Raw genomic sequence first — 13,779 nt, forward strand, 5'->3', positions numbered from 1 at the left:
ATGGATGAAAGGAAGAGAGACTGTTATTATGGAACAAACGATTGGTAAATGAAAATCAAATGCATCAGCAGCGTTCTTTTTGGGTGTGTATTTATTTGTCATGCATGTGGCGATATGTTTGCCGCACGTACTAGAATTATCGGGCACTATTACCTGTTCGAAGAAGATGCCAGTTCTGATTTTAGTATCCGGTATAAATTGAGCTCTGGTGATTTTATAGGTTGAATGGTATATGCTATTGCGATTTTGCGCCTATTTTATCGCCTTAAGTCAGTCATGTCTACGGCCCCCAAAAAAAAGCCCCACATGTATGTGAAGCTTCTTTCGTGAGCTGGACCGGGTTTAAGGGAACTAAATCGATTGTTTGGGTTTAAATCATTGATCCTAAAGTTGTAATTAATCACAGGTCAGTTAATTCATTCAGGTAAGTGATTTGCCCTTTTGAGATTGATCTATGCGTTTTTAAATTCTTCTATTACATCCATTTCTCCATTCAGGACCCTGATCGTTTTTGTATTGGTTTCATTCTTGATTGTTACCAGGTATGCAGTTTTGTTGTCAACGGTAACTTCAACTACAACAAAAATATGGTAATCATAATAGGCTGATTTTACCAGCTGCTTCGGTTCCTTTGGTAACTTGTCTTCAGTATAATAGCGAATCATTGCTGTTTGTCTTCCCTTGTTGTTAAAGAATATTCTTGATTGAATACCATTCATGAAAAATCGAACTACTTGCTCTCTGTTATTTGCCCGGGACCATGTTATGTCTGTTGCATTTGCATATTGTTTAGTAAAGCTTTCTACTGCTTTTGAATTTATGTTAGTTACATCATTTGCAACACCTGTTGTAGCATACTTATTGGAATTGAAATCACTAGTGGCATCAACGCTTGTAGCTCTATCAACAAACTGGGCAGGCGCAATACTTGTTATCCCGTTCAATAAAACTATTGCAAGACCGGAAATGACTATTTTTTTCATAACTGTAAATTTTAGTATTAACAATTGTTATAAGCTGGATCAAAGCTATACCAGTTCAGTGCCCACTACCAGCGCCACTGAGTAGCTGACGGCTATAACGGGTAGTTGGTAGAAATTAAAATGGAGAGGAGATCAGCCGTCAATGATTGCCCTGTCGAAACCGCCAAAAGCTTTTGTTTTTGACCAGTTACTCATTTTCAATAGGTTTCAGTAGTTGGGAGAGTTAGATTTGGCAAGAAAGTCTATGAGGAAGATCTTTAATATGGTTAACTTTAATTGGGAAAATTAGGCGCTCTGATAAATTTCTACCCATGAGTTATTATTGATCTATTCCTGAACAATTCAAACATGATAAAATGCAGGTAATAAGAAATATAATAGCCGTTGTATTTGTTGTGCTATCAGCTTTACCTGTCGTTGCACAACATCCCCCTACAAAAAAGATTGATAGCCTGACAAGGCTTTTGCCGGCAACACAGGGTATTCGTAGAATAAGCTGTCTGAATGCGTTGAGTGAGGCGTATTGGTGGCTTCCACGGGTTGTGCCTGATTCTATTTCCCGCTGGGCTGATCTTGCCTATCAGGAATCTTTGAAGTTCCAGGATACGCCGGGACAGGCAACCGCCATTATGCACCTTGGAGTAGGAGAGGTTTGCAGAAAGAATTTACTGGCCTCCAAAATTTATTTACACAAAGCCCTTGGGATGTTTGAAGGCCTTCATAATGATAAAGGGTTGGGCTGGTGTAACCTGTGGCTGGGTAAAGTGCTCTATTCAGAAAACGAATTTGACAATTCACTTGAATACTTTAAAAGATCATTAGATTATTTGCATAGGTTGAATGACTGGGAAGGAGAGGGAGTGGCCTGGGGCTGGATGGGATTTCTCTATGCGGCAATGGGCGAATATGACAGTAGTTTCAAATATTGCAACAAAAGTTTGGCTATAAGGCAAGAAATGAGCGATCATCTTTGTGTTGCTGCAGCCCTGACCAATATGGGCCATTTATTTAGAGTGGCAGGCGACAATGAAGATGCATTGGATTACTTTCAACAGGGCTTACAATATGCCAATACACATTCCATTAACGTGCATAAGACAAATTGGAATTATCTCGATGAACCTATGGGCATTGTCTATCGGTTAATGAACAAGCCTGATTCTTCTCTTTTTTACCTTAAAAGGGCCTTACAGATCGATCCGGAAAATCAGATGACACAGGTCAGTCTTGGGGAAACTTTCCTTCAAAAAAAGCAATTTGATCTGGCTCTTGAGATCTTTCTTAAGCCAATTGAACACTTTAGGCGGGAAAATGATAAATGGGATTTAATGCGGGTATTGCTTGATGTTGGCAAAGCTTATGAAGGAAAGGATGAGAATAATATAGCCTTGCACTATGCATTGGAAGGGTCAGCTATTGCGCAAAGTGCCAATGAAAAACAATCAATGATGGCAGGCTACCAATTACTTTCAGACATATATAAAAAGTTAAATAGAAACGATAGTGCCTATATTTTCTTGCAAAAGTATACCGCACTAAAAGATTCGTTAATGAATAAGCAATTTCTATGGAGGTTAAGGAATTATAAGGTCCAGGCAGATTATGAACAAAAACTTAAAAGGATCGCGTTGCTCGATAAAGATAATAAAATAAAGAAAGAGGAACTGGCGAATGCTGCTATGATCAAATGGATACTTGCCGTAGGATTGCTGGCCCTTGTATTTGTTGGGTTTATTGTTTACAGAAATCTTTCTCTTAAAAAAAGGAATGTACTGCTCAGAAGTAAACAATTAGAGCAAAGCTTGCTCATGCAACAATTGGAAGCCGAAACAAAACAAGCTTCACTACAACAGAAAACTACTGAATTGGAAATGCAATTGCTTCGTGCACAAATAAATCCACATTTTATTTTCAATTCACTTAATTCAATAAACAGATTTATTCTGCAAAATGAAAAAAGACAGGCTTCGGAGTATCTAACGAAATTTTCAAGATTGGTTAGGATGATCCTACAGCATTCGCAAAATTCATTGATCTCGTTGGAGAGCGAGCTGGACGCATTAAGATTATATATTGAGCTGGAAGCCCTTCGTTTTAATTATCATTTCTCATACAAGATCTCTCTTCAGGAAGAACTGGATATTTCAATGCTGAAAATGCCGCCATTGATCATTCAGCCTTATGTCGAAAATGCGATCTGGCACGGATTGATGCATAAAGAGGAACATGGCCATTTGTACATTGAAGTATGCCAGGAAAGCAATCAGCTGTTTTTGAAAATTTCAGATGACGGCGTAGGGCGAAGTACGGTTCCGGAAAGCAGGTATCAGTCATCTGCAACACATAAGTCAATGGGACTTCAGATTACCGCGGAAAGGATAGCGCTGCTGCAACATTTTCACCCGTCTGATTCGTCTGTAATTATAAACGACCTTGTGCAGGATGATGGCAAGGCTGCCGGTACCGAGGTTGTTATAAAATTGCCTTTTATTTATGATTAAAGCTATTATCATAGATGATGAAGTGCACTGTTTGGACACGTTGGAGTTGTTATTGAGCGATTTTTGTCCACAGGTACAGGTAATAGAACGGTGTACTTCAGCAAAAAATGGACTGGCTGCAATAGAAAGAGGCAAGCCAGACCTGATATTTCTTGATATAGAAATGCCCGTGATGAATGGTTTTGAATTATTGGAGCAACTTACTGAAATTTCTTTTTTTATAGTATTTACAACCAGCTACGATCAGTATGCTATTAAGGCGATTCGATTTAGCGCATTGGATTATCTGTTAAAACCCATTGATTCAAAAGAACTTGTAGCTGCAGTAAAGAAAATGACAGCTCAAGCACATTTACCGTCCAAGGCACAATTTGAAATGCTATTGGACCAGTTGCAATACCGAAATAGAGGATTCTCTAAAATTGCAATACCTACTTTAGAAGGGTATGAACTGTTAGGCGTAGATCAAATTCTATATTGTGAAGCTGATGATAACTATACACATATTCATGTTAAGAATAAAAATAAAATAACAGCTTGCCGCACGTTAAAAGAGATTGAGGAACAATTGCTGGAATTTTACTTTTTTGTTCGGGTACATCATTCATACATGGTAAACCTTAATGAAGTGGTCAAATATATTCGTGGAGAAGGTGGTTATGTCGTAATGAATGATGGTTCTACGATTAATGTATCCCGAAACCGGAAGGAATTGTTATTAAAAAAGTTTAAAGAGTAATTTGTGCGTATGCTACACAAAAGAGGTAGGCTTTGTATAGCGGACATGCTATAACACCTTTGGAATAAAGCCAAACCAAAGCTGGTGCAGCCCTTTTTCGTCCATTGCAAAAACATGGTGCTCACTGCCCCTCGTGTTGTCTTTTAAGAAAAATAGGCAATTCCTGGGCACCTTATGGAAATACAACAGCGTATCTTTTGCCTCCTTTCTTTCAATCGGGCGCCAATTATTATCCACCCAGCCAAATAAAGTGTAGTTGTCATGAACTCGAACTGCATTGTCATCATTTCGTGGCTGGAACACTATTTGGGAAATTGTTTCAGGCTTATCAAACTCAAATCCAACAAAATAATCCTTCCCGCCACAAAATGTTTCTGGCGCGTCATCAAAAAGGTTGTCTGTCTTGGATCGCGGGGGCAGATTCTGAGAAATGAACCTGCCTTTGACTTCCTTGTCTTCATTGGTTATAAATTTAAGATATGCCAGGTACGATTCTTTGTCTTTTGAGTAGAATCTAACGTATCTGAATTTCTGTAAGGAGACCGCTTCTATAAACTGTTTCTGGGTACTGAAAAAAGGCTTGACTTTATAAAGAGTGACGCTGCTTTTGAAATTGCTGTCATTGGCCCCTTCAATTACACAGTCGGTCAATTGGTTGATCCAGCCTAATTTCGATTTATTGCGGACCTGTGCTAGTCCCAGTTTTCTTAAGATCTTTATTGAATCATAGCTGCCGGTCGGTATATAGTTTTTAATTTTCTTATCGGCATCGATAGAAAACGGGGGCGACTGACTTTTGAATGTCCCATTTTCCCAAAAACCAACAATATATACGCAGTTAACGCCTACATTGCGAAATACAATAGAATCATTTTTTGCTTCACAGTTTGCTACATCGTTCCACATAGATTGCGAATTGAAAACATTTAAACGCAATTTTGCGGCAACGGATTTTTCAGCAGCCGGAAACTGCAATGAAACGGTTGGCGTGTAAAATGAAGTGACGTCTGAATAGAACAGATTGTTCTGATAGACACATGCCGTCTGGGCCAAGGGTGAAAAGGTGGAACGATAAACCTTTGGGATACTTTCGCCCTGGTACTTGGTCCTTAGATCAATTCCCTCGCTATTTACATCCCGTGAATATTCGAAAGTGCCATATTTGAGGTGGATCCATGAATGCCCGAGGAGAGTGGTATTACCCCATTGAACAATCAGGTCCTTGTTGCAAATAATTCCAAGCGAACGAAATAGATTAACGAAGTAATTGACCGCATCATCGCACAACCCTAACCGGGATTTTTCTAATTGACTTACACTTAACGGCGCCGGATAATATTTAGGCAATGATACCATGCTCGTAAAATTAAATTCACCAATTATGGAATCTGCGACCTTTTTAAATGGCATGCCCGCATTCAGGGAATCATATACCCAATGGTATTTATCAAAAAAGAATTGTCTTGCCTTTTCTTCAACAGGTTCATTGACATTAAAGAACGGCAGTATAGAGTTGCAAAACTCATCAAAGCTTGCCCTGTTTTCCCGGGGGACCATATTCCAGGCTTTGAAAGCGAGGTTAATATTATTGATCAAAAAATCGGCATTTACTGCCTTTACCATTTCGGTACTGCTCCACTGCTGAGGTGAGTTTGGCCGGTTTTTAACAGCTTTCAACAAGGATTCGAAATATTTCCTTCGGTCGTTCCCGCTGGAATCAACCGCTGCCTGGTTAATGTTGTCAAAACAATTATTGAATGCCCTGTTTATTTTGAAGGTTTTGTGATATGGCAGATTTTCTATTAAAAACACCGCAGCTTTTGCCTTTAACGGGTCTTTGCTTTTTTCAAAGTAAGAAATTACTTTTTGCAATTCTTTCTTATTTCTGCCTGCCAATTCAAATGATATCTCCAGCTTCGTTTGGTTAGTTGCGCATCCGCTGAGAATGGTAATAATAGATAAGAGGTAAAAAAGGCTGCGTTGCATCGTTGATAATGGTTTATGGTTAAGGGGTGGCCCTGGAACGGATAATTGCAAAATAAAACAGTTACAGCTACTCTTATGCGAACGCAGGACAAATGTTTATGCAATCGTTTGCGTAAATAAATATATGCAATTTGCGTACACTGGTTTCATTTAGTTTATAAATTGATTTAGTAATTAGTAATAAACTTATCCTGTCTGGCCATACGATAATTTGACCATGGCAGTAGCCAAACTATTGCTTGCTTTATGCCATTTCGAACCTTAACCCAAATTGTAGTAGGCCTTATTCTTGCCCTGGTAATAAGTACTTTCGTATTATTGCCCTCTGTCTACATCGATTCCTTTATAGAACCGTCAATTACCTCCAGGTTCATTTTTCTGGGTTATGCCGTGACGATAGTGGGCGTTCTTTCTTTTCCCTTTTTATTGCTTTCCCGGCATGCAATTCCGGTTTCCATTTCCCTGGTCGATGTATTTGTCATGACTATGTGCTTATACATAGTCATTGATCGATATTTTATACATCCCAATCATGGCTTTTCTATTCGGTTTATAGAGCTTTTCCAAATGATGGTATGGTATCTCTTGTTAAGATGTTTACCGGTATGGCATTATCCATTCCTTCTTCTTGGTATTATTGCGGGGGGCTTCTTACAGGTTTTCGAAGGTATTTTGCAGTTAGCGGGTATGATCAATAGTCATCATGCCGATTTCCCCATTACCGGAAGTTTTTTTAATCCGGGAGGATATGCCGGTTACCTGTCACTGATTACGGTTTTATCATTCGGGATGTATCTTAATCGAAATAGCCTGATCAGCCAATTGCCCCCGAAAGTGAAATCGTTATCCGGTCGTTTGTTCCCCGCCCTTTTTACTTACCTGCCCATAGTGGTTTTTGTAAGTTGCCTCATTATATTACCGGGTTTGCGTTCCCGTTCCTCATGGCTTAGCGTATTGGCGGGTGTTGGCCTGATCGGGATCAAATACAAAAGGCAACAAGGCCCGTTCAATATATCTGTAAAGCGGTTATTGCTCATTTCAGCCGTACTCCTGAGTGCAGTATTCTTTTTCTATCAATTCAAGAAAGATTCAGCAAATGGTCGCTTATTGATTTATAAGGTGTCAATGAAAATGGTAATGGCTCATCCGTTTTTTGGTGTGGGCTTTGACGGGTTCAAAACACATTATATGGCTGAACAGGCAAAATGGTTTGAAAGGATCGGAATGAACGAAAGCCCTGATCACATATTGGCCGACAATACTTTTTATGCTTTTAATGAGCCATTGCAGCTTCTTGTGGAAAATGGGATAGTGGTTTTTTTACTGATCCTTGTTTCCCTTGTTTTATACAAGAGGTTTAGCTTCCCAATTCGTGAGAAGGCAATTTTCAGGACTTTATCATTCAGTCTGCTTTTAGGTTGTTTTGTCTTTGGGCTTTTTACATATATGTCCGACAATTTACCGATGAGGATGATAGCGGTGTTCGCTTTTGCAATGCTGGCAAAAAGCGAAAACAATATTTTTTCTACGAACATGCAATTCGTGTCAAAAAGATATGGATTGGTTGCCATCTCTCTTATTTGTGGTGTTTTCGTTTCCTGGTATAGTTTCAGGACCATCGAAAAGCTAAGAAGTGGATTTTATGCATGGCGGGAAGCCGAGGCTTTCTATTTAAGTGGGTATTATAGCGAAAGCGTGGTGAAATTTGGATCGGTGTATCCTCAATTTCAGAGAAACGGAGAGTATCTGATGCAATATGCCAAATCCCTGTCGATGACAGGCAATGACGCGCTGGCCTTACAAATGTTACAACAGGCCAAATATTTTTTGAGCTCCTGTATAATCGAAACCGCTATGGGTGATTGTGAAAGGAAACTGGGCAATTATATCAATGCCGAGAAGTCGTATGTAAACGCCATGTACATGATCCCTAATCGCTTTTATCCGTTTTATTTGTTGATGACATTGTATAATGAAACTGGGCAAAAAATAAAAGCGTTAGAAATGGCAAAGGCCATTGAAAGCAAGAAAGTTAAAATTCCCTCCAAAGCTATCCGTGAGATCAAGGGCTTTGCACACGAATTAATAAAAACAGGTACACTAAACAATCATTAAAACCAAAAACCTTCATTCGAAAAAACAGTTAATTACCAGGGGACCGATCTCATCGGTGTTTGCTCCCGTACAGGTTATGTGGGCGAAAATATTTGTATGAAAGTAGTATTCCCTATTAGACTTTCAGGTTGCAATTCAAATTTCAATTGAACATTAAACGATCTTATATGAAAAAGAAAGTATTCAGCGCAATGGGCGTTGCTGCCATAGCCGCAGTTGTTTTTTTCGCTTCTAAGTCAAATGCAAACAGCAAAAACGTTGATTTGTCGTCTCTTGTAAAAATAAATACCGCAAGCGCAGAGTGCTTTAGCTCACATGGTGCGGGCGGTGGAAAATGTTTGTCGCTGGCCCAATTTTGTGTTGGCGATCCGGGAAACAATGAGTGTGACTTTGGTTGGTAGTTCATTATCCGGTCATTCTTAATCATGAATGGAGGTTCTAATACCTCCATTCATACAATTTTAAACTGATGAATAAGATTGCTTTATTGGCTGTTGTTTTTCCTTTGGTTGTACTTTTTTCATGCACATCAAATTTCGTAGAAGTACAAAATGAGCAAAAGGGAAAAATGAAAGCAACCATGAATTTAATTCTGCAACAAGAGAAAGAAATTCTCCTGGATAGCTTCAGCGCTCCAAAGCCACAATATATCCAACTGTACGCAGATGAGAGCAACAGGATCGACCTGACATTTTTAAATACATTTACCGGTTCTATTTATGTTTATGATTATTTGACTGCTGAATTGAAGAGAACTATTAAATTCAGTAAAGAAGAAAACGGCATTAAAACACCGCTTGGTTATTATATTAAGAACTTCGATTCAATTTATATTTACAATAAAACGAATAATGAAGTGGTGTTGATAAATGACTCTGGTAAAATATCGTCCCGGATCTCACTGATAGAAAATCATCCGTTCCACGCGCTTGACTGGACTTATAAATATCCGCAATATTATCCTTCAACTGCTGCTCCTTTGATAGGAACAGGGCAGGAGCTGACCATCCCTGGCCAGTATATGCTATCGCTTCCCGACAGTATAGCCCAACGATTTAAGTTCGAAACGCATATTGATTTAAGTAATAACAATGTTAGTTTTTCCCGCCTATATCCAGACTCCCTTTATGGCCATAATTATTTTTGGGAAAATGAAGGGCTTTTTACAAACGTTTACTGCGATCTGGCACCCAATAATAAAATGGTCTATAGCTTTCCTGTATCGCACAATTTGTTCGTGGCAGATAAAGACAAAGAAGGCTATTCAGTGGCTTATGGAGGCAGTAACGAGGCTGGTACTATTGCTTCTTTTAAAGGCAGGCTTTCGACAGAAAAGCTGATATTGGCGGTGTGTAAAACAGATCTGTATGCAGGGATCAGATATGATAAATTCAGAAAAGTATATTATAGATTTCTCAGAAAGTCAATGCCTGCAGCCACTTCTATGACCACCATTTTGGAAAAGCCATTGTCTGTTATAGTGCTGGATGAAAATTTTAAATATTTGGGAGAGACTACCATCGGCACCTGTAGTAATTTTAACTGGGAGAATGCCTTTGTTACAGAAGAGGGATTGAACATCGAATACCTGGATAAGAAAGATCTTACGGAAGCCTATCTGCATTTTAAAATATTTAAGCCGGAATAGATGAACTTAATAAACCCTGAATTCCCGTATTAAACCTTATATTATGAAATATTTATTTGCCATATTGATAATAGCGCTGATGTTTTTGGGTGGGTGTAAAACTAAAAATACAGATAGCGATGCAGAAATTGAATCCATTGAGAACGGATTAAATAAGGCAGTTCCCGGGAAAGCAAAAACCTGGGTGGTGATCCTGCCGGGTCTTGGCTGCAACGGCTGTATTCAGGAAGGAGAGGCCTTTATGAGAGACTATGTTGATTCAGCCAATGTATTATTTATATTGACTAAAGTTCAATCAGTAAAGATCCTGCAATTAAAGATCGGAAAGACCATTGTTGACCGCGCAAATGTTTTTATCGATCATGACGGGGTCTTTAACATTCAAACCAAAAATGTGGTGTACCCGTGTATAGCCCAATTGAAAGATGGAAATATAGTTGCCCATCAGTTTCAATCACCATCAAACAGTCAGGCTTTTGAATGGTTGAGAACACAATTAGATTAGAAAAGGTAATTGTCATGAAATGCATTACGTGTTTTCTTATTGTATTAATGGCTTACGCTGTAGAATCCTATTCACAGGACTCCCGGACAGTGATGGACCAGCTGGCAGGCCGGTTGAATCCTTATTCCCAGGTTAAGTCACAGACATCAGTATATTTGAGGACCGCCAAAGATATTTATGTCAGTGGCGAAGATTGTTGGTTCAATGCTTTTATACTGAATGCGCAGGACCTATCCTTTTCTCCCATTGATAAAACGCTCTATATTGAATTACAGCAGAAAGGATCTGATAGCATCGTATGGCAGGAAATGTATCCCATTGACAACGGTATAGCCTATGGGCACGTGTATTTGCCTCAAACCCTGCCCGAAGGCGATTATTATTTAAAAGCCTATACCGCACACTCCTTTTTTTTGGATCAGCCCTGGTTTTATGCAGCCACCTCTTTTAAGATAATCAAAGAAGTGCGGTCAATAAGACATAATAACAATTCCCAACAGCAGGCTGCAACGATCCGGAAAGACAAGGTTCAATTTGGCGCGTTCCCTGAAGGAGGCAATCTCGTGGCGGGTTTGCAAAACCGGGTCGCTTTTAAAGCGGTCGGCCAGGATGGTCGCCCGGCAGAACTTAATGGCATATTGTTAAAAGGCAATACAGCCGTACTCAATTTTAAGACCATGCATGCCGGCATGGGCAGCTTTTTGTTTACACCCGAAAAAAATACGGTGTATCGTATAAAACTTGAGAACAGTGACAGCTTATATTCATTTCCCAAAGTTCAGGACGATGGCCTGGTAATGCAGCTGGTAAAGAATGATACAAGCGGTTTGGTTTTTAAGATTGCCATGAATCATCTGCCTGGTAGAAAAAAGATCTTTCTGCTGTTACAGGTAAGGGGAACGGTGCAAGCCATAGCTTCAGCCGCGCTCATGGACAGTCTTGAAATAAAGATCCCGACTCAAAATATTTCGCGGGGAATAGCGGCCGTAACCCTTTTTGATGAGCAGCAGCGGCCGTTGGCGACACGATTGGTTTACCTGCATGCTGAGCAAAAATTAAACATCAGTCTTAGTTCCGTGAATAAGCAATATTCGCAGAAGGAAAAAGTATCCTTAAAAATTAAGACAAGTGATGCTAATGGAAACCCCGTTCCTGCGGTATTAAGCCTGCGTGTGTATGATCATCTGTTCGGGGCTGCCCAAAATACCCGCGATATTGTAAGTTATTATAGTCTCTCTACACAGCTTCGCGGCCGCATCGATGATCCTGCTTATTATTTTGACAGCAGTCATAATGATCGTCTGGAGGCTTTGGACCTGCTATTGCTTACACAAGGGTGGCAGCAGTATATATGGAGTGAAGAAGCGCTCAAAGAAGCGATCGCCATCCAACAACCCGCATTGTCTGATAGTATTCAGGGACGTATGACGGCAATGTCAAAATCAGGAAAAATAACAAAGCCGTTATCGCTCATGCTGCTTAATTACAATAAAAGCACCTCCCGGCTTGTCTTTACCGATAGTAGTGGTTGGTTTTATTTGATACCAAACCAATTGACAATAGGCCCCAGACTTTTTATCAAATATTTTTCCGAAAAAGAATACGGTATGCAGATCGCCAATCCTTTTGATGTTCTTCATTCATCGCCACAGCCTCCGGTTTATGAAGAAGCGGGAGCTGGCTATAAAACAGGGACTGAAGATAAAATAAGTGAGAATGACGTGAACTACCTGCAATACGCAAAAACCTTGGACGAAGTTACTGTAGTGGCAAAAGGCAGAGGCTTTAAGGATAAGTATTTTGGCTATCTGGACAGCATCGCAAAATATGAAGGGAATACAGATTATGTTGGCGAATGCGGATGGTTAAACTGCCCTGATGAACGAACGGAGATTAAACCTGTTGAAGGTAAACAGTATCCCATGTTTACGGCTGCTATTACCTCGCATCGTAAGGTAGTTCTAACGAACGACAATCACAAAATGGTAACATATCATTACCCTGTATATAACGAAGAACAACTACTGAAACTATTGAAGATGGGCGTAGCAAAAGGTTATTATCAAAACCGCGTGTTTTATGAGCCTGATTACGATAAAGAAACCAACGCTGTTACAGACAGCCGTAATACGTTATGTTGGAAACCGCTACTCATTACCGATAAAAACGGTGAGGCTACTGTTCAATTCTTTTGTTCTGATATCCGCAGCCGGTTTGTAGGTATAATAGAAGGAGTGGGCGATGCTGGATTGCTGGGAGTAAATAAGTTTAGTTTTAGTGTACAATAGCCTGTTAAATCAATAGTCTAAGTATATGAAAATTGACGGTAAGGTAGCATTACGGAGAATGGGTTACATAGTCTTATGGTCGGTAATTGTATTGTTTGCGCTCAGGCTTTGTTTTTTTGATATGTACAGGATCCCGAGTAGTTCTATGAAAAACAAATTAAAGCGCGGTGATTATATTTTTGTAAATAAAACTAATTACGGCGGGTATTTATCAGGCTTGTTCAGGAAGCTATCTGTAACCGACACGCCTCATCTGAATGAGATATATGTCTTTACGATAAAAAAAGAAATGCCCGGGTTTTTTGTAAAAAGGTGTATTGGACTTCCCGGCTCTGGTATTGAAATTGAAAATGGCGTAGTGAAAGTTGATGGGAAGGCGGTAGTTGAGCCTTTAAGCGTTCGGCATTATTACAAGATCTGGTATAATGATCTTTCTGAAGTAAATGCCGAGATAAAACGCGCTAATATTGATAAGTTTGAAAACAGTTACAGGAAGTTTGGAAGATATGTATTTATAGCACTTGACCAGTATCAGAAAGAAAAATTGAAGAAGGGAATAGATTCCATTACGAGATACAATATATTACATGACTCGGACCGTATAGTGGTCAAAGAGGCAATGTTAAAGGAGAACAGTCTGGATATGCCTTTGCTGATTATTCCATCCATAGGGATGAAAGTTTATTTTGATCAGCAGGACTGTTTGTTTTATGAAAATGCTATCCGGTGCTATGAGGATACATCGTTTCATCGTTCGGGAGCATACTGCTATATAAAAGGAAAAAGAGTAGATTCATATATTTTCAAAAGGAATTATCTTTTTATGATGGGGGATAACCGTGATATTGCCGTTGATTCACGGCGATATGGTTTAATACCAGAGGAGAATTTAGTAGGAAAATATATGTTTTGCCTTTGATAACCTGTTGTCTTACCTGTCTTTCTTCGGGGCTGCCGTGATGAAATTCCCCATGACAGACCTTGTAAGTTTGGTTTTTTGGAGTAATTTTCCGT

The 13,779-nt window shown here is 39.5% G+C and carries 10 protein-coding genes and 1 pseudogene; 9 read left to right on the forward strand and 2 right to left on the reverse strand.

The genetic code is table 11. The features are described 5' to 3' along the window. The first annotated feature begins 48 nt into the window (after window positions 1-48). Window positions 49-225: a hypothetical protein gene (locus J7I42_RS26385; RefSeq protein ID WP_209141887.1), complete on the forward strand. Its 177-nt coding sequence runs from the start codon at window positions 49-51 to the stop codon at window positions 223-225. A gap of 227 nt (window positions 226-452) precedes the next feature. On the opposite strand, the gene J7I42_RS26390 is transcribed toward J7I42_RS26385, so the two are convergent. Further along, on the reverse strand, window positions 453-983 hold the full coding sequence (locus J7I42_RS26390) for a hypothetical protein (protein ID WP_209141888.1): 531 nt from the start codon (window positions 981-983) through the stop codon (window positions 453-455). 356 nt (window positions 984-1,339) lie between these two features. Between J7I42_RS26390 and J7I42_RS26395 the strand changes: the two genes are divergently transcribed. Together J7I42_RS26395 and J7I42_RS26400 are read left to right on the forward strand one after the other, a co-directional pair. Next, window positions 1,340-3,484 carry a tetratricopeptide repeat-containing sensor histidine kinase gene (locus J7I42_RS26395; RefSeq protein WP_209141889.1) on the forward strand — a complete coding sequence of 715 codons (2,145 nt, stop codon included), beginning with the start codon at window positions 1,340-1,342 and terminating at the stop codon, window positions 3,482-3,484. Then, on the forward strand, window positions 3,477-4,223 hold the full coding sequence (locus J7I42_RS26400; protein WP_209141890.1) for a LytR/AlgR family response regulator transcription factor: 747 nt from the start codon (window positions 3,477-3,479) through the stop codon (window positions 4,221-4,223). Before J7I42_RS26395 ends, J7I42_RS26400 begins: the two co-directional genes overlap by 8 nt. A gap of 48 nt (window positions 4,224-4,271) precedes the next feature. On the opposite strand, the gene J7I42_RS26405 is transcribed toward J7I42_RS26400, so the two are convergent. Continuing rightward, window positions 4,272-6,209, reverse strand: coding sequence for a hypothetical protein (locus J7I42_RS26405; RefSeq protein WP_209141891.1), 1,938 nt, complete (start codon window positions 6,207-6,209; stop codon window positions 4,272-4,274). A gap of 951 nt (window positions 6,210-7,160) precedes the next feature. On the opposite strand from J7I42_RS26405, the pseudogene J7I42_RS35745 reads away from it, so the two are divergent. The 6 genes and pseudogenes from J7I42_RS35745 to lepB all read left to right on the forward strand — a co-directional run. Further along, window positions 7,161-8,324 (forward strand): annotated as a pseudogene (locus J7I42_RS35745) (O-antigen ligase family protein); the annotation flags it as partial. A 167-nt stretch (window positions 8,325-8,491) separates the two neighbouring features. After that, window positions 8,492-8,725, forward strand: a complete 234-nt coding sequence (locus J7I42_RS26415; RefSeq protein ID WP_209141893.1) for a hypothetical protein — start codon at window positions 8,492-8,494, stop codon at window positions 8,723-8,725. A 179-nt stretch (window positions 8,726-8,904) separates the two neighbouring features. After that, on the forward strand, window positions 8,905-9,972 hold the full coding sequence (locus tag J7I42_RS26420; RefSeq protein ID WP_236065591.1) for a DUF4221 family protein: 1,068 nt from the start codon (window positions 8,905-8,907) through the stop codon (window positions 9,970-9,972). A gap of 43 nt (window positions 9,973-10,015) precedes the next feature. After that, the gene (locus J7I42_RS26425) at window positions 10,016-10,477 is read left to right on the forward strand and encodes a hypothetical protein (protein ID WP_209141895.1); all 462 of its coding nucleotides are present in this window, start codon (window positions 10,016-10,018) and stop codon (window positions 10,475-10,477) included. Between the two features lie 14 nt (window positions 10,478-10,491). After that, window positions 10,492-12,765, forward strand: a complete 2,274-nt coding sequence (locus J7I42_RS26430; protein ID WP_209141896.1) for a hypothetical protein — start codon at window positions 10,492-10,494, stop codon at window positions 12,763-12,765. Between the two features lie 25 nt (window positions 12,766-12,790). Then, window positions 12,791-13,684, forward strand: coding sequence for a signal peptidase I (gene lepB, locus J7I42_RS26435; RefSeq protein WP_209141897.1), 894 nt, complete (start codon window positions 12,791-12,793; stop codon window positions 13,682-13,684). The last annotated feature ends 95 nt before the right edge of the window (window positions 13,685-13,779 follow it).

It is taken from the genome of Niastella soli (assembly GCF_017742245.1).
Classification (GTDB): Bacteria; Bacteroidota; Bacteroidia; order Chitinophagales; family Chitinophagaceae; genus Niastella; species Niastella soli.

Bases quoted from the DNA above. Each gene is read 5' to 3' on its own strand.
- J7I42_RS26385 (WP_209141887.1), top strand. From the start codon at position 49: ATGAAAATCAAATGCATCAGCAGCGTTCTTTTTGGGTGTGTATTTATT.
- J7I42_RS26390 (WP_209141888.1), bottom strand. From the start codon at position 983: ATGAAAAAAATAGTCATTTCCGGTCTTGCAATAGTTTTATTGAACGGG.
- J7I42_RS26395 (WP_209141889.1), top strand. From the start codon at position 1,340: ATGCAGGTAATAAGAAATATAATAGCCGTTGTATTTGTTGTGCTATCA.
- J7I42_RS26400 (WP_209141890.1), top strand. From the start codon at position 3,477: ATGATTAAAGCTATTATCATAGATGATGAAGTGCACTGTTTGGACACG.
- J7I42_RS26405 (WP_209141891.1), bottom strand. From the start codon at position 6,209: ATGCAACGCAGCCTTTTTTACCTCTTATCTATTATTACCATTCTCAGC.
- J7I42_RS26415 (WP_209141893.1), top strand. From the start codon at position 8,492: ATGAAAAAGAAAGTATTCAGCGCAATGGGCGTTGCTGCCATAGCCGCA.
- J7I42_RS26420 (WP_236065591.1), top strand. From the start codon at position 8,905: ATGAATTTAATTCTGCAACAAGAGAAAGAAATTCTCCTGGATAGCTTC.
- J7I42_RS26425 (WP_209141895.1), top strand. From the start codon at position 10,016: ATGAAATATTTATTTGCCATATTGATAATAGCGCTGATGTTTTTGGGT.
- J7I42_RS26430 (WP_209141896.1), top strand. From the start codon at position 10,492: ATGAAATGCATTACGTGTTTTCTTATTGTATTAATGGCTTACGCTGTA.
- lepB (WP_209141897.1), top strand. From the start codon at position 12,791: ATGAAAATTGACGGTAAGGTAGCATTACGGAGAATGGGTTACATAGTC.